The sequence below is a fragment of the Amycolatopsis aidingensis genome (genome assembly GCF_018885265.1).
Classification (GTDB): Bacteria; Actinomycetota; Actinomycetes; order Mycobacteriales; family Pseudonocardiaceae; genus Amycolatopsis; species Amycolatopsis aidingensis.
In genome coordinates this window covers 3,088,392-3,106,005 of record NZ_CP076538.1, presented here as the reverse complement: position 1 = coordinate 3,106,005, position 17,614 = coordinate 3,088,392, and the positions used below count along the sequence as shown (strand labels likewise).

Here is a 17,614-nt window from a genome sequence, read left to right as displayed (position 1 = left end):
ACATCTCAGTCACCGAGATGTCCGGCCGGTGCCTTGTATAGTGGTGTTACGATCTTTCCTGCCACTGGTTCCGCCCGGTAGGTCGGCGCTGCCCTGCCGAGCGGAGGTAACAGGGAACCCGGTGCGAGTCCGGGACTGCCCCGCAGCGGTATGTGGGAACGAACGCCGTCACCGCGTACAGCGGTCAAAGCACTGGACGAGAGTCCGGGAAGCGACGGCCAGTAGGCCGGGCCGAGCAGGCCACCGCCCATGAGTCCGAAGACCTGCCCGTGGTGTGCCCGCCGACCGGCGGGCACTGGTCCGAGCCTCGAGGGCGGGCACGACCGAACGCGATCGTGGTGCACCGCGCCGCGTTCCCGCTCGCCTCGTCTCGGACCGATCGGAACGAGCTCGCGAGGAGAGAGCTAGTGACTGTGCCATCGCCACGAACACCCATTGGTGCGACCGTTCTCGGTTATCCCCGGATCGGTCCCGACCGGGAACTCAAGCGCGCGCTCGAGCGCTACTGGAAGGGCCGGATCGACGAGGCCGAACTGCACGAGGTCGCCCGCAAGATCAGGGTGGACACCTGGCGCGGGCTGGCCGACGCAGGCCTGGACACCATCCCCTCGAACACGTTCTCCTACTACGACCAGGTGCTGGACACCGCCACCCTGTTCGGTGCCCTGCCCAGCCGGTTCACCGGCCTCGGCACCGGGCCGACCGACACCTACTTCGCGGCGGCCCGCGGGGTGCAGGACGCGCCCGCGATGGAGATGACCAAGTGGTTCGACACGAACTACCACTACCTGGTGCCGGAACTTGGCCCGGACAGCACGTTCTCGGTGGCGGGAAGCAAGCCGGTCGATGAGTACCGCGAAGCCAGGGCGCTCGGCCTCGAGACCAGGCCGGTACTCCTCGGCCCGGTGACCTTCCTGCTGCTTTCCAAGGCGGCCGAGGGCGCGCCGGAGAGCTTCCGGCCGGTCGAACTGCTGGACAAGCTGCTGCCGGCCTACGTCGAGCTGCTGCGCACCCTGCACGCCGAGGGTGTGCAGTGGGTGCAGCTGGACGAGCCCGCCTTCGCCGCGGACCGGACCCCGGACGAGCTGGAAGCCCTTGCCCGCGCCTACCAGACCCTTGGCTCGGTGCAGGAGCGGCCGGGCATCATGGTCGCGGGGTACTTCGGCGGCCTCGGTGACGCGCTGGGCGTGCTCGCCCGCTCCCCGATCGAGGCGCTCGCGGTCGACCTGGTCACCGATCAGTCCACTGTGGACGCGGTGGCCGCCGAGCGCGGGCTGCGGAACAAGGAGGTCGTCGCCGGTGTGGTGGACGGCCGCAACATCTGGCGGGTCGATGTGGACAGCGCGCTGGCCAAGGCGGCCACCCTGCTCGGCACCGCGGGCAAGGTGGGCGTCGGCACCTCCTGCTCACTACTGCACGTCCCCTACGACGTGGACCGGGAGACGGGCATCGAGGAACGGGTGCGCGACTGGCTCGCCTTCGCAAGGCAGAAAGTGGACGAGGTCGTGCTGATCGGCCGTGCCCTGCGGGACGGCCAGGAGTCGGTGGCGGCACAGCTGGAGACCGCCCGCTCGGTCACAAGGGACCGGGCGACCGCCAGCGACCTGCGCGACCAGCGGGTGCGGGCCAGGCTGGAGTCGCTGAAGCCGGAGCACACCCGCCGCGGCGACTACGCCACGCGGGCGGCCGCGCAGCAGGAGGCACTCAAGCTGCCCGCGCTGCCCAGCACCACCATCGGCTCGTTCCCGCAGACCAGCGAGGTCCGCAAGCAGCGCGCTGCCTACCGTGCGGGCGAGATCGACGCCGGGACCTACCAGGCCGCGATGCGCGCCGAGATCGAGCGGGTGGTGCGGCTGCAGGAGGACCTCGGGCTGGACGTGCTGGTGCACGGCGAGCCGGAGCGCAACGACATGGTGCAGTACTTCGCCGAGCAGCTCGCCGGGTTCGCCGCGACCGAGCACGGCTGGGTGCAGTCCTACGGCTCCCGGTGCGTGCGGCCGCCGGTGCTGTACGGCGACGTGTCCCGGCCCGCGCCGATGACGGTGGAGTGGGCCAAGTACGCGCAGTCGCTCACCGATCGCCCGGTCAAGGGGATGCTCACCGCCCCGGTGACCATCCTGGCCTGGTCCTTCGTCCGGGACGACCAGCCGCTTGCCGACACGGCACGCCAGGTCGCGCTGGCCATCCGGGACGAGGTGCACGACCTCGAGTCCGCCGGGATCCGGATCATCCAGGTGGACGAGCCCGCGCTGCGGGAGCTGCTGCCGCTGCGGGCCGCGGAGCACAAGGCGTACTTCGACTGGGCCGTGGAGTCCTTCCGGCTTTCCACCTCGGGGATCTCCGATGCCACCCAGATCCACACGCATATGTGCTACTCGGAGTTCGGTGACATCCTGCCCGCGATCGAGGCCATCGATGCGGACGTCACCAGCATCGAGGCCGCCCGCTCGCGGATGGAGGTGCTCACCGACCTGGACCGGGCGGGCTTCTCCCGCGGTGTCGGCCCTGGCGTTTACGACATCCACTCGCCCCGGGTGCCCGATGTGGCTGAGGTCAGCGGCCTGTTGCGGACCGCGGTGCGGGCCGTGCCCGCCGAGCGGGTGTGGGTCAACCCCGACTGCGGGCTGAAGACCCGCGGGTACACCGAGGTCGAACCCGCGTTGCGCAATCTGGTGACGGCGGCGAAGCAGGTCCGGGCCCAGCTGCCCGCCTGACCCCGTGCCGGGAACGCCGGCGGCTGCCCGATCGGGGGAAGCCGCCGGCGTTCCGGCAGCCCCTCTTGTCAGAGTGCCAACAGTGCGGCACGGTGGTGGGCGAGGCTGGCTCTCGACGAGGAGAGGGGACGCCATGGCGAACCGCACCGTCGGCAAGGTGGCCGAGGCCATCCGCGAACGGGTTCCGCCGCTCACCGCCATCCCATTGCCCCGCGCCGTCGACCGGCGGCTGCTGGAGCAGCGCTGGCCCAGCAGGGAACTGGCCACCCCGCCGCCCGGCAGCGGGCTCGCCCCCGTCCCCGGCGACGCCGGTGCGCCGCTGATCGGGCACTCGCTCGACCTCATGCGGTTCGGCACGGAGTACGCGCTGCACCGGTACCGGACCTACGGCCCGGTGTCCTGGATGGGTGCCTTCGGCCAGCGGATCGTCAGCCTCACCGGGCCGGAGGCGACCCAGCTCGCGCTGGTCAACAAGGACAAGGCGTTCTCCCAGGAGGGCTGGGCGTTCTTCATCGAGAAGTTCTTCCACCGCGGGCTGATGCTGCTCGACTTCGGTGAGCACCGGACACATCGCCGGATCATGCAGCAGGCCTTCACCCGCGACCGGCTCGCCGGCTACGTGGGCCAGCTCGCCCCGGTGGTGCGGGAGGGCGTCGCCGCCTGGTCGGGGCGGTCCCGGCCGCGGCTGTACTGGGCGCTCAAGCAGCTCACCCTGGACGTGGCGACCAGGGTGTTCATGGACATGCCAAGCGGGCAACAGGCGGGCCGGATCAACCGGGCCTTCGTGGACGCCGTGCGCGCGGGTACCGCGGTGGTGCGCTACCCCGTCCCGGGCGGCCGCTGGGCGGCCGGGCTGGCCGGCCGCAGGGTGCTGGAACGCTACTTCGCGGAGAACCTGCCCGGCAGGCGCGATGGCGCGGGCACGGACCTGTTCTCCGCGCTGTGCCAGGCCGCCACCGAGGACGGCGAGCGGTTCGACGACACCGACGTGATCAACCACATGATCTTCCTGATGATGGCGGCGCACGACACCAGCACCATCACCAGCACGGCGGCTGCCTACTACCTCGCCAAGCATCCGCGGTGGCAGGAGCGGGCCAGGGAGGAGTCACTGGCCCTCGGCGACGAGCTTCCGGACATCGAGGCGCTGGAGCGGCTGCACACCCTGGACCTGGTGATCAAGGAGGCACTGCGGCTGGTCGCGCCGGTGCCGAGCCTGGCCCGCAAGACGGTGGCCGACACCGAGGTGCTCGGCCACTACATCCCGGCTGGGACGCTGGTCGGCGTCGCCCCCGTGGTGAACCACTTCCTGCCGGAATGCTGGACCGATCCGCATTCCTTCGACCCGGAACGGTTCAACGAGCAGCGCAGGGAGGACAAGTCCCATCGCTACGCCTGGATCCCGTTCGGCGGCGGCGCGCACAAATGCATCGGACTCCATTTCGGAATGCTCGAGGTGAAGGCCATCCTGCACGAGATGCTGCGGGCCCACCGGTGGACGACTCCGGAGAGTTACCAGGTGCGCTGGGACTATGTTTCGCTGCCGGTACCCGTGGACGGATTACCCGTTCGGCTTAGCCCACTAGAGCCATTCGGCGCAGCCCGCACTGGGTCACCCGGTCGCTGACAACACTTTGTGTCATCGAATTTTCACCGATCATCACTCATTCAGCCGGTAGACACCCTGCACCGCACATGATGCCGTTGCAGGGTTCTCGGCCTGCTCGTATCCGGTGTGTACCTGCCGAGCCGCACACCTGCGTCGAGCTGGTCACCGCTGAGGCCATGGAGAGGTGGAGCGTGCCGAAGCCTGGTGACGCACCAGGGTTGGTGGAGATCGCCCGCCGATGGGCGACCACATTGGCGGACACGAAAGGAGTAACGCTTCCCACGAACGAGCTCCAGGACGTTCTCCTGGACATGGCTCGCGAGGTGCATGCGCAGTCCGACACCGCGCGCGATGCCGCGGTGCACCGGTTCACCGCGCTCTATTCCGCCTCGCCCATCGGGATCGCGCTCGCCGGCCCGGACGGACTGATCGTCGAGGCGAACCAGGCGCTGGTGCGCATCCTCGGCGGCGAGGTGGCCGACCTGCGCGGCCGCGCCATCGCCGAGCTCGGCGCGACCGAGCGGGACGCGGGCTCGCTGGCCGCGGGCATCGCCGAACTGAGCGAGCACGACCTGCCCCGCTACCGCGAGCGGCTGAAGCTCACGCACGCCACCGACGGGCCGCTGTGGGTGCACGTCACCCTGGCGCGGCTGCCTGGCGACGGCAGCGGCACCACCTATCCGGTGCTGATGGTGGAGGACGCCAATGAGCTGCACCTGCTACAGGAAACACTGCGCTACCAGAACCTGCACGACCCGCTGACCGGGCTGCCCAACTCCTCGCAGTTCCTCGCGAAGCTGGAGGCCTCGCTTTCCGAGTCGCCCGCCGCGGAGATCGGCCTGGTGTACCTGGATCTCGACGGGTTCAAGGTGATCAACGACGGGCTCGGCGCCGGGGTCGGCGATCATGTGCTGCGCGGGGTGGCCGGCAAGCTGTGCTCGGTGTTCACCAGCCACGACGCGTTCGTCGCCAGGCTGTCCGGGGACGGGTTCGCGGTGCTGCTGCAGGGTGACCTCCGCGCCCCGCACGTGATCGCCATGGTGCAGGAGGCGCTGACCGAGCTTGCCGAGCCGATCTACGTGGGTTCCGAGGGGATCGGGGTGAGCGCCAGCGCCGGCATCGTGGTGCACGCGCAAGCGGACACCCCGGAGGAGTTCCTGCGCGCCGCGGAGATCGCGCTGCACCGGGCCAAGGAGGCAGGTAAGGCGCAGTGGATGCTGTACGACCCGGAACTGGACCAGCGCGACCGCAGCCGCTACCGGCTCGGCGCGGTCATCGCGGGCGCGCTGGAGCACGGCGAGTTCCGGCTCAGTTACCAGCCCACGGTGCAGCTCGGCGAACCCGGCGCGCTGATGGCGGTGAACGCCGGGCTGCAATGGCAGCACCCCGAGCGGGGCGAGCTGGATTCCGCCGAGTTCTACCCGCTGGCCGCCGTCACCGGGATGACCATCCCGCTGGGCCGGTGGCTGCTGTCGGAATCGCTGGCGGCCACCGCGCGCTGGCGCGAGCGGTTCGGGGACGCGGCCCCGGATGTCTGCGTGCGGCTGCCGCACCGGCTGGCGATCGACCCCGACCTGGTGCTGGTGGTCAAGGAGGAGCTCGACCGGCACGGCCTGCCGGGCAACGTGCTGCGGCTGTGCACCGACGGTATCTCGGTCAACGACCCGCACGGCGAGGTGCTCGACTCGCTGGCCGTGCTCGCCGATCTCGGTGCAACCATGGTGCTCGCGGTAACCGGCACGGCCGATCTGGAGCTGATCACCAGGCATCAGCTGCCGGTACGGCACATCATCCTGAGCGGGCCGGTGGTGGACGCGCTGGCCGGGCCGCAGAACGAGACCGCCGAGCACGACCTGCGGCACCTGATCGAACGCGCGCGGGCCCTCGGGCTGCGGATCGGCGCGGAGGGGGTGCGGACCCGGGCGCATGCGGACCGGCTGCGCGACCTCGGCGTGCGCGCAGGGCGTGGCCCGTTTGTGGGTGAGTCGGTGACCGGGGAGGATGTCGACCAGCTCATCGAGCGGCACACGCGCTAGCCCGCGGTGCCGCTCGGACACCGCCGACGGCACGGAGGACCGCATGCAGCAGGGCGACCTGGCTCCCGATTTCACCCTGGCCGACGAGACCGGGCGGCAACGCTCACTGTCGGAGTTCCTGGAGACCGGACCGGTCGTGTTGTTCTTCTACCCCGCCGCGATGACCAAGGGCTGCACGGCCGAAAGCTGCCACTTCCGCGACCTGGCCGCCGAGTTCCACGAGGTCGGGGCACACCGGGTGGGGATAAGCCCGGACCCGGTGAGCAAGCAGGAGAAGTTCGCCGGCACGCACAACTTCGGCTTCCCCCTGCTGTCCGATCCGGACGGGGAGGTCGCCACCCAGTTCGGCGTGCGCCGCAGGTTCGGCCCGCTGCTCACCCGGCGGCAGACCTTCGTCATCGACACCGACCGCAAGGTGCTCGAGGTGATCAAGAGCGAGATGCGGATGAACGCGCACGCCGACCGCGCACTCGAGGTCCTCCGCTTCAGGTGAGGGCGACGCTAATGTAGCCGCTGCCGCACAACTCGTTGCCGCCCCGACCCCAGAACAGTACTCTTACAGCACTTGTGTATCTGACAGCCGTGGAGGCCGCTCCCATTATGGCGGCGGTACCGATCGGTCGGAGATTGCTCGTTCAACGATGGAGTCGCAGGCTGTGAACGGGTATGCAGTTGAGATCAATCAGCTTCGGGATGCTTCGAAGGCGGCGAGATCGGCTGCGGATCAAGCCAGAGTGGTGCAGCCGGGCAACGGCCTGGGTGACATCGCGCAGGTCTTACCGGGCGGAGACGCGGCAAATGCCGCGCCTGCGTTGGCATTGACGTTCAATGACCGCGCGGCGGGGTGGGCCAGAGAGATCGACCGGTGGAGCGACGAGACCTCCTCGGCCGCGGACAGGTACGCCGGAAATGAGGCGGCCGCGGAGGGGGCTTTCGGGGGATGACAGTCGGCTACCATGACGTCCGCGCATGGGACGCTGACGGGATCGATACCGTGGCCACCAATCTGCGCAGGCGGCGGGACAAGCTGATCGAGCTGCAGGACGAGCTCGACGACGCCAGGGCGTTACCTGACTGGCATGGCGCCGCCGGCGAGCGCGCACGCAATGCACTGGGAGAAACGCGGGATAACGCCGAGATTCTGATCGCACAGCTGTCCGCGGTCGAACGCGCCCTGCGGGGCGCTTCGGATGACGTCTACGGTCTCGAGACCAGAGTCGCCAACAACGACTCCCTCGCGGAGACCCACGAGTTCAGCCTCTCAGACGATGGTTCGGTCGTGGACAAGAGACCCGCTGACGATGGCCCCGCACCGAGGTCGAGGTGGGAAGCGGAAGAACTCGCCGCCGCCAAGCGGTACCGCGACAAGATAAAGCAAGACCTGGAACAGGAAACCAGGGCGATACTCACCACCGCGGAAAGTATCGACGCCGCGCTCGCCCGGGTGCTGCAGCTTGCCCAGGACGGCGATGTCAGCGACCGCGGAGCCACAACCCTCGCCGGCGCCAGGGACGCTGGAGAGATCGATGCTGTGGTGGTCGAGATGGAGCAGTCGCTGCGAGACGCAGGCTTGCTGACCGGGCCGCCAGCTTCCGGATACTACCGGCAATGGCTCGAGAACGCCGCGCTCCGGGGCGTTCCCATCGAGACCATCACGAAGATGGCCGCCGACCACGACATCACGCCGGCGGATTTCGAGGTTCTCAACGGTATGGAGGAGATCCGTGAGGACGAGGACGGGGACGGGATCGTCAAATCCTACTTTCTGATGCCGACCGACATCAGCGGTGATGACGCCGCCAAAGCGGTGCGCATGACCTACCTCATCAATGTGGGCACTGACTACGGCACCGCGGGCGAGGCAACCGACTTCAAGCCGACCCCGTACGGATCCGAGGAACTGCAGCGAATTCACGACCGGCAACAGGCAAACAGCTGGAGTTACGACCGGGACGTGGGGTTCGTGCACGGCAACGGCGGACGGTTGGTGACCACACCTAACGGCATGATGATGGGCTTGGGCGGAAACATCATCCAGGATCAGTTCAGCCAACAGGGCGGGACGGCCTGGGGCGACGCGTTCATGCTGAACATCGACGACCCGGAAGATCCGGCACAACAGCTTCGAGACGTGGTCGAGTCGGGCCATGCGTGGTACGAGGGTGATGACGGGCCTCATCAGGGCAAGCTCGACCTGGACCGGCTGCTTCATCATGAGGAGCGCCACTCCCAGCAGTGGGCACGCGAGGGCTACCTGAAGTTTCTCGCGTCGTACGCGTGGGAGCGGGTCACAGGCGGTAACGAAACCGAAGAGGACGCGGGGCTTTCGGATGGCGGATATCGGTAGACGGCTACGGGACGTGTGCGCGGTTCTGCTCGTGACGCTGCCGACCGTCGGGTGCGATACCGAAGCACAGTTCGCGCCGTCGCTGCCACCAGCCGCGGGATTCCGCGTCGATCACGGTGTGCTGAAGTTGTGGACGGGAACCCCTTGCCGTGGTGTGACCGGATTAACATTGATCTTCGACTCCGGCACCGCGAAGAGCGCGAAACAAGAGTGGTCCGCTCCGGCTCCGGGGGTGCCGCTGGAGCGCTTGGACCTGCTGAGCACCGCCAAGGGGTCATCCCCGGACGGTGCCGGCCCGCTGCGCGTCAAGGAACGCTTGCCTGCGGACTTCGACTGGACCAAGGCCGACTCGATCAATTTCTCCGTGAATGGCCCGACCGCGCACGGAGCCAGGGTCGATGTCGACCGGGTGCTGACCGAGTCGGCCGCCCATGCGCCCGAGAGCTACCTGTTCGGTCAGGCCGGCTGGATGGACCCGTCGGACGTGCAACGAGAGAACCGGGAGTCGTTCCTGACCGTCTGCACTCCCGACCCCGAGTCCTGATGGACGAGCCTGGTAGGACCGCCCGCACAAGCCCACTCCGGACGGCTTTGCGGCGTTTGGTGCTCGGTGCGTTTGTCTGCGTCGTCCTCGTGGTCGTGCTGCTCGCCGGTATGGCCGTGCTCAGCGTCACCGGAGTGTCCTTCGACCCGCACGGCTACGGACTGTTCGCAGCGATCCTCATGGCCGCGGTGCTCACTCCGGCCGCGGTGCTGCTGTGGGTTCTGTACCGGTCGATGCGGCGAGGTGGCGGCTACCACGGTGATCACGAAGACACGGACGGTGGGTGAGCTGTGCCGGGACACGCGCCCGACCGGGCAATGGTCAGTTGACGATGACGCTGTCCGGGATGGGCCGGTCGGTACGCAGCGCCTCGAACAGCTGCTCGGATTTCTGCTTGTCCCAGTTGCGGGCCGAACCCGAGGTGACCGGCACGGTGGTGGTCACCACGCCGCCGGAGGAGATCCCGCGCATCGCCCAGCCCAGGGCGGCCAGGTTGTGCAGGTGATCCCCGGTGTCCATGGTCAGCGCGTCCGGCGCCGAGGACAGCAGCGGGAACAGCGAGAACGGGTTGAGCACCGTCCACGGGCTGGCCACCTCGTCGGCCAGCGCGCCGATGAACTTGCGCTGGTTGGCGATCCGGTCCAGGTCGGAACGCGGGGTGGCCTCACTGTGCCGCATCCGCACGAAGCCGAGGGCCTGCGCCCCGTCCAGCTCCTGCTTGCCGGCGGGGATGGTCACCCCGGTCACGGTGTCGTGCATCTCGGTCGGGATGTCCATCTCCACCCCGCCGACGGCGTCCACGATGTCGGCGAACCCGCCGAAGCCGATCTCGGCGTAGTGGTCCAACCGCAGCCCGGTAGCCTGCTCCACGGTCTGCGCCAGCAGCTTCGGGCCGCCGAAGGAGAAGGCGGCGTTAATCTTGTTCGTGCCGTGCCCAGGGATCGGCACCTCGGAGTCGCGGGGCAGGCTGAGCAGGGTGGGCGGGGTGCCGTTGTCCGGCAGGTGCGCCACCATGATCGTGTCGGTGCGCTGTCCGCCGGTGTCCCCGGTGGACAGCCTGGCCTCGTCCTCCGGATCCAGCCCCTCCCTGGAGTCCGATCCGACGATCAGCCAGTTCGTGCCCTCGGCCGCGGCCGGCCTGCCCTCGTACTCCGCCGGCAGCGCGTCCACCCGGTTGATGGAGAACTCCAGGTACACCCATACCCCGGCGATGAACAGCACGAACACCAGGAACAGGCTGAGCAGGACGCGGCCGAAGCCCCAGCGCCTGCGGCGGCGCGGGCGCTCCCCGGGGCCGCCGGGGCGCTGCGGTGGCCGCTGCCGGGGCGGCGGGGCCTGCCGCTGAGTCTGCTGCGGGGGGCGCTGCTGGGGGCCTTGCGGGGGCCGCTGCCGTTGCTGCTGGCCGGGCAGCGGCATCAGCCGCGCGGACTGGTGTTCCCTGGGACCGCGCGGCTGGCGGCGCGACCCGGGGGGCGGCTGCTGGCCACCGTGGTTTCCGCCGTAGGTCATCGCCCATCATCCCATCAGTCGTCCGCGGTCGGGTGCGAGTAGTACTAAACCGCATCCGCCTGCCGGGTGGACGTGCGACACCCCTTCCGGGTTGCGCCCCCGCCTATCGGGCGAAGGCCAGCTGGTGCACCCGGAGATACCTGGCCCGGAAACCGGCCTCCGAGTAGGCGAGGTAGAACTCCCACATCCGCCGGAACACCTCGTCGAAGCCCAGGCAGGCGACCTCCTGCCAGCGGCTGGTGAACCGTTCCCGCCACTCCCGCAGGGTACGGGCGTAGTCCTGGCCGAACTCGCGCACCGCGTACAGCCGCAGCGCTGCATGCTCGGCCAGCCCCTGCTCGATCGCCGCCACCGAGGGCAGCAGCCCGCCGGGGAAGATGTACTTGTGCATCCAGGTGTAGGAGGAGGCGCTGGCCAGCATCCGGTCGTGCGGCATGGTGATGGCCTGTAGCCCCAGCCTGCCGCCGGGGCGCAGCCTGCGCCCGACGGCGCCGAAGAAGTCCGGCCAGTACTGCCTGCCGACCGCCTCGATCATCTCCACGCTGACCACGGCGTCGTAGCTGCCCCGCACCTCCCGGTAGTCGCTCAGCCGGACCTCCACCCTGTCGGCGACCCCGGCCGCCGCGATCCGCCGCAGGGCGAGGTCGCGCTGCTGCTCGGACAGCGTCACCGTGGTCACCCTGGCGCCGCGGCGCGCCGCCCTGATCGCCAGTTCACCCCAGCCGGTCCCGATCTCCAGCACCTCGGTCCCCGAGCGCACCCCGGCGTGGTCCAGCACCCCGTCGATCTTGCGCCGCTGCGCGTCCGCGAGGTCGTCACCCGCCCCGAACAGCGCCGAGGAGTAGGTCATCGTCTCGTCCAGGAAGGTCGCGAACATCTCGTTGGAGAGGTCGTAGTGCCGCCGGATGTTCGACCGCGCCCCGGTCACCGAGCTGTCCTCCCCCGGAGGGTGCGCGCGGTCCACGAACCGGCGCAGCCGCTGCAACACCGGCGGAACCAGCGTCGCCACCCGTTCGGCGAACGGGGTCAGCACCTCGGCCAGCGCGTCGGAGGTCCAGTCACCGGCCATGTAGGACTCGCCGAAGCCGATCTTCGCGTCCACGCCGAGCCGGTGGAAGAAGGTCACCGGCCGGTGCAGCCACATCCGCGGGGCGTCCGGGCCACCGGCGCCGAGCCGGCGGCCGCCAGGCAGGCACACCCGGATGTTCATCGGCCGCACGGCGCGCCGGAACAGCGCCTCGGCGGCACGGGCCCGCAGCGGCGCCCACCGCGGGGTGGCCAGATCCGGCCAGATTCTCGGGTCCGGCGCGCTCCGGCCATCGGGAACCCGGTCAACACTCGACGTGCTCACAGCTGCTCCTCAACCTTCACAGTGGGATACGCAATCGACGCCCGTTCCGGCGGGCCCATGCCTCGGCGAAGAACCCGTTCGCCCCCGGCAGATCGAGCGTCTCCACGGCGAACGCACGCACCAGCGTGCTCCACACCGCGGGCCTGCGCAGCATGGCGTGGCCCTCGGCGCTCACCTCGAACCTCGCCAGCCGCGCGGCGGTGCCGGCGGCACGGCTGCCGTAGGCATGTGAGTGGGCCGGGCTGGTGACCCGGTCGCGGGTGCCGTGCGCGAGCACCACGGTGCGGCCGCGCACCGGCCGCACCGGCTCGTCCTCCGGGGTCCACGGCGCCAGCGCGCACACGCCGGTCACGGCGGGGTCGTCCGCGACCCGCAACGCGGCCCTGCCGCCCATCGAATGCCCGACCAGCAGCACCGGCAGGCCGGGGTGCTCGGCCCGGACGCGCTCCAGCGCCCACCTGGCGTCCCGCACCGGATCCTGCCGGGGATCGTTCCAGCCGCGCACCCGGTTACGCAGCAGGGCGACGTGCACGCCGTGCGGCCCGGCCGCGCGGTGCAGCGCCATGGCGAACGGCACCATCCGCAGGAAGGCCAGCCGCCACGGCCGCACCACCGTGTCCCCCCATTCGGCCCCACCATGCAGCACCAGCACGACCGCACGCGCCTGGCCGGTGGCCCGCCAGCGGGACAGGCTCGGTACGTCCTGCTCCACCACCCACCTCCTTCGCCTTCCTACTCAACTCGATCATTCGGAGCCGGGCACCTATCGGATGGCCCGGTGTGGCGAGCACCACCTTGTGAACTCGCGAGTAACATCCTAGCGACGCCGGGCGCGGCCGTGCGGGGAACGCACACCAGGGAAGCCCTAACGGTCCACATTGGACTTATCACACTCTATGTCCGATGTGGACTCTCGGGAGCGGGGCGTCGCCGGCCCCCATCCGGGCAGCGGACAGCGGGCGCGGGCGCGTTTCCCGGCCCAGCGCACGCCGCCGGATGGCACTCCCCTACCCTGCCTTTTTCGGGGCGCGCGGGCGCCGTGCGACGGTCATCGGTCGGCGGAGGGACGGCATACAGTGGTTCGGGGAACTCCACAACGGCCCGGCGGCAGGCTCGCGCAGTACTGGACGGATCGCCCACTACCCCTTGACCTGGCCTTTTACCTGGTCTGCTGCGGCTATGCGCTCGGCGTGGCACTGACCAACGAGTTCTACGGCTACCGCGTCTGGGGCAACTTCGCCACGGCGGCCTACGGGCTGGCCGCGGCACACAGCGGCTGGCTGCTGCTGCGCGCCAGGGCAGGTCGCCCGCCGGGGGGCCGATTCGGCTCCCGGTGGGTGGGCCTCGGCGCCGTCGGCCTGCTCGGGATGCTGGCGCCGCTGGGCGTCCTGGTGGTCCGCAGGCTCACCGGCGCCGACTGGCTGCGCACCCCCTGGTCCTGGAGCGCGCAGCCCGAGGTGTGGGTGATCGAGCGCTCGGCGAGCCTGCTACTGGACAACGGCACGCCGTATGTGGACGTGACCTCCCTCGGCAGGGCGGCGGAGGTGAACGACTACACGCCCTACGGGCCGGTGATGCCGGTGTTCGGCCTGCCGCGGGCGCTGTTCGGGGGAAGTCCGCTGGCGGACGCGCTGACCGATGCCAGGCTGATGTTCCTCGCGGTGGCCGCGGTGTGTGTCTGGCTGACTCTGCGGCTACTCGGCAACCCGCCGGTGCCGGTCCGCGCCGCGCAGTTGGCCGTCGCCTGCCCGCTGACTGCGCTGACCTCGGCGGCCGCAGGCCCGGACCTTGCCATTCTCGGGCTGATCCTGGTCGGTGGGGCGCTGGCGGCCCGGGATCGGCCGGGTGCCGCAGCCGTGGTCATGGCTGTGGTCGCCAGTGCGAAGCTGACCGCCCTGCTCACCGCGCCCGTGCTGGCGATGCTGGTGTTCGGCCGGCTGGGTGGCAGGGCCCTCGGCCGCTTCCTGCTCACCCTGCTGGCCGGATGCGGCCTGCTGAACCTGCCGGTTCTGCTGGTCGATCCGCACGCCTTCGTCGAGCACGTGGTCCTTTTCCCTGCCGGTCTCGGCGAGGTGACCTCACCGGCCGCCAGCCCGCTGCCCGGGTACCTGATCGCCAGCACCGGGGCCGCGGGTCAGGCGGTGGCGTTCGTGCTGCTGGGCGGGGCGGCACTGGCGATCGCGGTGTGGTTGCTGCGTCGGCCCCCGGTCACGGGATCGGATGCGATGTTGCGTATCGCGATCGGGTTCGGCGCGTTCATCTTGCTCACGCCCGCCACCCGCTTCGGTTACCTGGTGTATCCGCTCGTCACGCTCGGCGCGATGGTCTGCTTCCGCGCGGCCGAGCAGCGGGAGACCGCGCAGGCTACTTCTTCTTGACGCGGGTGGCGCCGCCGCGGCCGCGCAGCTGCACACCGGACTCCGACAGCACCCGATGAACGAAACCGTACGACCGGCCGGTCGACTCGGCGAGCGCCCGAATGCTGGCCCCCTTCTCGTACTTCTTCTTGAGGTCAGCAGCCAGCTTGTCGCGCGTATTTCCGGTGATACGTGCACCCTTCTTAAGGTCTGCCACGTCTATCCACCTTCCACCCGGAGAGTGCTTTGGGCCACAGACGACCCCTATCGGGGCAATGATCGAACACTGGGCGCCGTAATGCTAGGCGGGTGGCGAAAAACCTTAGAAAAGTGCGGTGATATTGGGCCATTCCAGTGTCTTTGCACAACATCAACTAACGAGATCAACAGTCTGGCGGGCCGCCAGTGATCAACTAACGTTATGCCCTTCGGGTTATCACCGACCGGGATGCGCACGCACGTGAGCATTCCCGCACCGTCGTCCGGCACGCACCTCAGTGCCTGTTCCTGAACTCGCGATACGGTCGACTCGGCCGGGCTCTGACTCCGGAACCATCGTCACCTTCGCAGGTCATGCGCCCGGCCTCGCCGTCCGTGGGCTGCGCAACGCGAGTTCTTCCACTTCGCTGAGTGGCACAGTCCGGTTCAGGAACAGGTTCTCAGGCCAACTGGACGAGCTCCAGGTAGTCCTCGGACCAATGGTCTTCGGTCCCGTCCGGAAGCAGGATCACCCGCTCCGGCTCCAGCGCCTGCACGGCCCCGGGATCGTGGGTGACCAGCACGACCGCCCCCTGGTAGCTGCGCAGCGCGTCCAGCACCTGTTCCCGGCTCGCCGGGTCCAGGTTGTTGGTCGGTTCGTCCAGCAGCAACACGTTGGCCGCGCTGGAAACCAGGCTGGCGAGCGCGAGCCTGGTCTTCTCGCCACCGGACAGGGTGCCCGCGGGCTGGTCGAGCTGGTCGCCGGTGAACAGAAAGGACCCGAGCAGGTTCCGCAACTCCTGCGCCCCGGTGTCCGGGGACAGCTGCCGGATGTTCTGCCACACGGTGGACTCGTGATCCAGGGTCTCGTGTTCCTGGGCGTAGTAGCCGATCCGCAGACCATGGCCGGCGACAACCGCACCGGTGTCGGGCTTTTCCATTCCGCCGAGCAACCGCAGGAGGGTCGTTTTACCCGCGCCGTTCAACCCGAGCACGACCACCCGTGCCCCGCGATCGACCGCGAGATCGACCCCGGTGAAGATCTCCAGCGAACCGTAGGACTTGGAAAGTCCCTCTGCGGTCAACGGAGTGCGGCCGCAGGAGGCCGGGGCCGGGAACTTGATCTTCGCGACCTTGTCCGCCTGCCTGGTCTCGTCCAGCTCGGCCATCATCTCGTCGGCCCGGCGGGCCATGTTCTTCGCCGCCACCGCCTTGGTCGCCTTCGCACCCAGCTTGGCGGCCTGTGCGCGCAGCGCGGACGCCTTCTTCTCGGCGTTGGCGCGTTCCCGCCTGCGGCGCTTCTCGTCGGTCGCGCGCGCGTCCAGATAGCGCTGCCAGCTCATGTTGTAGTGATCAAGCTCGCCGCGGGTGGCGTCCAGGAACCACACCTTGTTCACCACGTCGCCGAGCAGCTCGACATCGTGGCTGATCACCACCAGCCCACCCTCGTGCGCGGAGAGGAACCCGCGCAACCAGGCGATCGAGTCGGCGTCCAGGTGGTTGGTCGGCTCATCCAGCAGCAGGATCGTCTCGGACTTGCCGCCCGCACCCGCCTCGGACGCGGCGAACAGGATCCGGGCGAGCTCGACCCGGCGCCGCTGACCACCGGAGAGCGTGCGCAGCGGCTGCGGCAGCAGTCGCTCCTCCAGCCCGAGGTTGGCGCAGATCCGCGCGGCCTCACTCTCCGCGGCATACCCGCCGAGCGCGGCGAACCGCTCCTCCAGCCTGCCGTACCGGCGCACGGCCCGGTCCCGCTCGTTCTCGTCCAGCAGCTCGGCCATCGCGTTCTGCGCCTTCTCCATGTCCCGCACCAGCAGGTCGAGGCCGCGCGCGGAGAGCACCCGGTCCTTTGCCGATACGGACAGGTCGCCCTCGCGCGGGTCCTGCGGCAGGTAACCGAGCTCGCTGGTGTGCTGGACCTCACCGGTGTAGGGCTCGCCCTCGCCCGCGAGCGCGCGCAGGGTGGTCGTCTTGCCTGCGCCGTTGCGGCCGACCAGGCCGATGCGGTCGCCCGGCTGGATGCGCAGGGTGGTGTCCGAAAGCAGGATGCGCGAACCAGCGCGCAGCTCGAGGTCCTGAGCCGTGATCAAGGGAAACTCCGTGGCAGGCTGAACGTGGACGTGGGCAGCGGCGAGGGCCCGTCCGGGTTGTCCCGGCGGGCTACGAGCGCGCTATTCGAGGCGAACGACCACGTGATCAGTGTAAAGGTTCCGGTCCACCGGTTTCCGCCCGGTGCTGACCCGCCCGTTCTCGCAGGACACGGTCAGCCGTCCCGCACCACGACCTCCACGGCCTGCGCCCGCTCGGCGGCCTCCTCCAGCACCGAGCGCCGCGGCTCGCTGACCTCCAGCACCCTGGGCTCGGCCAGTGCGAACAGCGGTGCCAGCCTGCGGTCGGCCCGCAGGTCGTCCAGCGCCCTGCGGTCGCCGCCGAGCACCACCGCGTCCAGTTCGGACAACCGGGAGCCGAGTACCTCCAGCACGTCCTCGGCCGCCGCGGCCAGCGCCTGCCGCGCCTGGCCCTCCCGCCTGCGCGCGAAACGCTGCTGGGACCAGCCGCCCGCGGAGTTGCGGCCGTGCACGAGGCGGCGGTCGGTCCGGGAGACCAGCACCCTGCCCTGCTCGGCGATCCCGATGCTGTGCCCGCCGAGGCGCACCAGCACCAGGCCGAGCCGGCGTGGCCTGCGGAGATGCTCCACCAGCGGCTGGACAGCCAGCCCCTCGGCCTGCCCGGTCCCGCCGGGCGGGGTGAGCGGGGCGAACGGGACGGCCACCGTGGCGGTCGTCCCGTTGCCACCGCGTACCAGCACCTGCTCCGGGTCCAGCCGGGTGCTCAGCACGCCGTCGTTGCGTTCGGCGAACCGGGCGAACCAGCGTTCCAGCCGGTCCGGAGTCACCTCGACGGCGCGCCCGCCCCCGCTGACCTCGCGCTTGCGGACCATGCGCCCGA

The 17,614-nt window shown here is 69.8% G+C and carries 14 protein-coding genes and 1 riboswitch; of the genes, 8 read left to right on the top strand and 6 right to left on the bottom strand.

What is annotated here, in order from left to right:
• The first annotated feature begins 48 nt into the window (after window positions 1-48).
• Window positions 49-285: riboswitch (cobalamin riboswitch) on the top strand.
• Between the two features lie 122 nt (window positions 286-407).
• The 7 genes from metE (at window position 408) to KOI47_RS14605 (ending at window position 9,537) form a co-directional block, all read left to right on the top strand.
• Entirely contained in the window at window positions 408-2,714 is a 2,307-nt protein-coding gene (gene metE, locus KOI47_RS14635) for a 5-methyltetrahydropteroyltriglutamate--homocysteine S-methyltransferase (RefSeq protein ID WP_232376742.1), read from the top strand.
• A gap of 133 nt (window positions 2,715-2,847) precedes the next feature.
• Window positions 2,848-4,341, top strand: a complete 1,494-nt coding sequence (locus tag KOI47_RS14630) for a cytochrome P450 (RefSeq protein WP_216216505.1) — start codon at window positions 2,848-2,850, stop codon at window positions 4,339-4,341.
• 158 nt (window positions 4,342-4,499) lie between these two features.
• Window positions 4,500-6,359 carry a GGDEF and EAL domain-containing protein gene (locus tag KOI47_RS14625; protein WP_216216504.1) on the top strand — a complete coding sequence of 620 codons (1,860 nt, stop codon included), beginning with the start codon at window positions 4,500-4,502 and terminating at the stop codon, window positions 6,357-6,359.
• A gap of 43 nt (window positions 6,360-6,402) precedes the next feature.
• On the top strand, window positions 6,403-6,852 hold the full coding sequence (locus KOI47_RS14620; RefSeq protein WP_216216503.1) for a peroxiredoxin: 450 nt from the start codon (window positions 6,403-6,405) through the stop codon (window positions 6,850-6,852).
• A 447-nt stretch (window positions 6,853-7,299) separates the two neighbouring features.
• Complete coding sequence (locus KOI47_RS14615) at window positions 7,300-8,706, top strand: WXG100 family type VII secretion target (protein ID WP_216216502.1); 1,407 nt, start codon at window positions 7,300-7,302, stop codon at window positions 8,704-8,706.
• Window positions 8,707-8,737: 31 nt separating this feature from the next.
• Window positions 8,738-9,250, top strand: coding sequence for a hypothetical protein (locus tag KOI47_RS14610; protein WP_232376741.1), 513 nt, complete (start codon window positions 8,738-8,740; stop codon window positions 9,248-9,250).
• 59 nt (window positions 9,251-9,309) lie between these two features.
• Window positions 9,310-9,537, top strand: coding sequence for a hypothetical protein (locus tag KOI47_RS14605; protein ID WP_232376740.1), 228 nt, complete (start codon window positions 9,310-9,312; stop codon window positions 9,535-9,537).
• A 34-nt stretch (window positions 9,538-9,571) separates the two neighbouring features.
• Here KOI47_RS14605 and KOI47_RS14600 read toward each other — a convergent pair whose 3' ends face one another.
• The 3 genes from KOI47_RS14600 to KOI47_RS14590 form a co-directional block, all read right to left on the bottom strand.
• On the bottom strand, window positions 9,572-10,759 hold the full coding sequence (locus tag KOI47_RS14600; protein WP_216216499.1) for an LCP family protein: 1,188 nt from the start codon (window positions 10,757-10,759) through the stop codon (window positions 9,572-9,574).
• Window positions 10,760-10,862: 103 nt separating this feature from the next.
• Window positions 10,863-12,110 (bottom strand): SAM-dependent methyltransferase, encoded by a 1,248-nt coding sequence (locus tag KOI47_RS14595; protein ID WP_216216498.1) that lies wholly within the window; start codon window positions 12,108-12,110, stop codon window positions 10,863-10,865.
• A 16-nt stretch (window positions 12,111-12,126) separates the two neighbouring features.
• Window positions 12,127-12,822 (bottom strand): alpha/beta hydrolase, encoded by a 696-nt coding sequence (locus tag KOI47_RS14590; protein ID WP_216216497.1) that lies wholly within the window; start codon window positions 12,820-12,822, stop codon window positions 12,127-12,129.
• A gap of 364 nt (window positions 12,823-13,186) precedes the next feature.
• Between KOI47_RS14590 and KOI47_RS14585 the strand changes: the two genes are divergently transcribed.
• Window positions 13,187-14,488, top strand: coding sequence for a hypothetical protein (locus KOI47_RS14585; protein WP_216216496.1), 1,302 nt, complete (start codon window positions 13,187-13,189; stop codon window positions 14,486-14,488).
• Here the strand turns inward: KOI47_RS14585 and KOI47_RS14580 are convergent.
• The 3 genes from KOI47_RS14580 to KOI47_RS14570 form a co-directional block, all read right to left on the bottom strand.
• Entirely contained in the window at window positions 14,475-14,684 is a 210-nt protein-coding gene (locus KOI47_RS14580; RefSeq protein ID WP_005437638.1) for a helix-turn-helix domain-containing protein, read from the bottom strand. The two genes, KOI47_RS14585 and KOI47_RS14580, sit on opposite strands and share 14 nt — an antisense overlap.
• A 442-nt stretch (window positions 14,685-15,126) precedes the next feature.
• On the bottom strand, window positions 15,127-16,755 hold the full coding sequence (locus tag KOI47_RS14575; RefSeq protein ID WP_216216495.1) for an ABC-F family ATP-binding cassette domain-containing protein: 1,629 nt from the start codon (window positions 16,753-16,755) through the stop codon (window positions 15,127-15,129).
• A gap of 173 nt (window positions 16,756-16,928) precedes the next feature.
• On the bottom strand, window positions 16,929-17,606 hold the full coding sequence (locus tag KOI47_RS14570; protein ID WP_216216494.1) for an acVLRF1 family peptidyl-tRNA hydrolase: 678 nt from the start codon (window positions 17,604-17,606) through the stop codon (window positions 16,929-16,931).
• Between the last annotated feature and the right edge of the window lie 8 nt (window positions 17,607-17,614).

Bases quoted from the DNA above. Each gene is read 5' to 3' on its own strand.
- KOI47_RS14630 (WP_216216505.1), top strand. From the start codon at position 2,848: ATGGCGAACCGCACCGTCGGCAAGGTGGCCGAGGCCATCCGCGAACGG.
- KOI47_RS14625 (WP_216216504.1), top strand. From the start codon at position 4,500: ATGGAGAGGTGGAGCGTGCCGAAGCCTGGTGACGCACCAGGGTTGGTG.
- KOI47_RS14620 (WP_216216503.1), top strand. From the start codon at position 6,403: ATGCAGCAGGGCGACCTGGCTCCCGATTTCACCCTGGCCGACGAGACC.
- KOI47_RS14615 (WP_216216502.1), top strand. From the start codon at position 7,300: ATGACAGTCGGCTACCATGACGTCCGCGCATGGGACGCTGACGGGATC.
- KOI47_RS14600 (WP_216216499.1), bottom strand. From the start codon at position 10,759: ATGACCTACGGCGGAAACCACGGTGGCCAGCAGCCGCCCCCCGGGTCG.
- KOI47_RS14570 (WP_216216494.1), bottom strand. From the start codon at position 17,606: ATGGTCCGCAAGCGCGAGGTCAGCGGGGGCGGGCGCGCCGTCGAGGTG.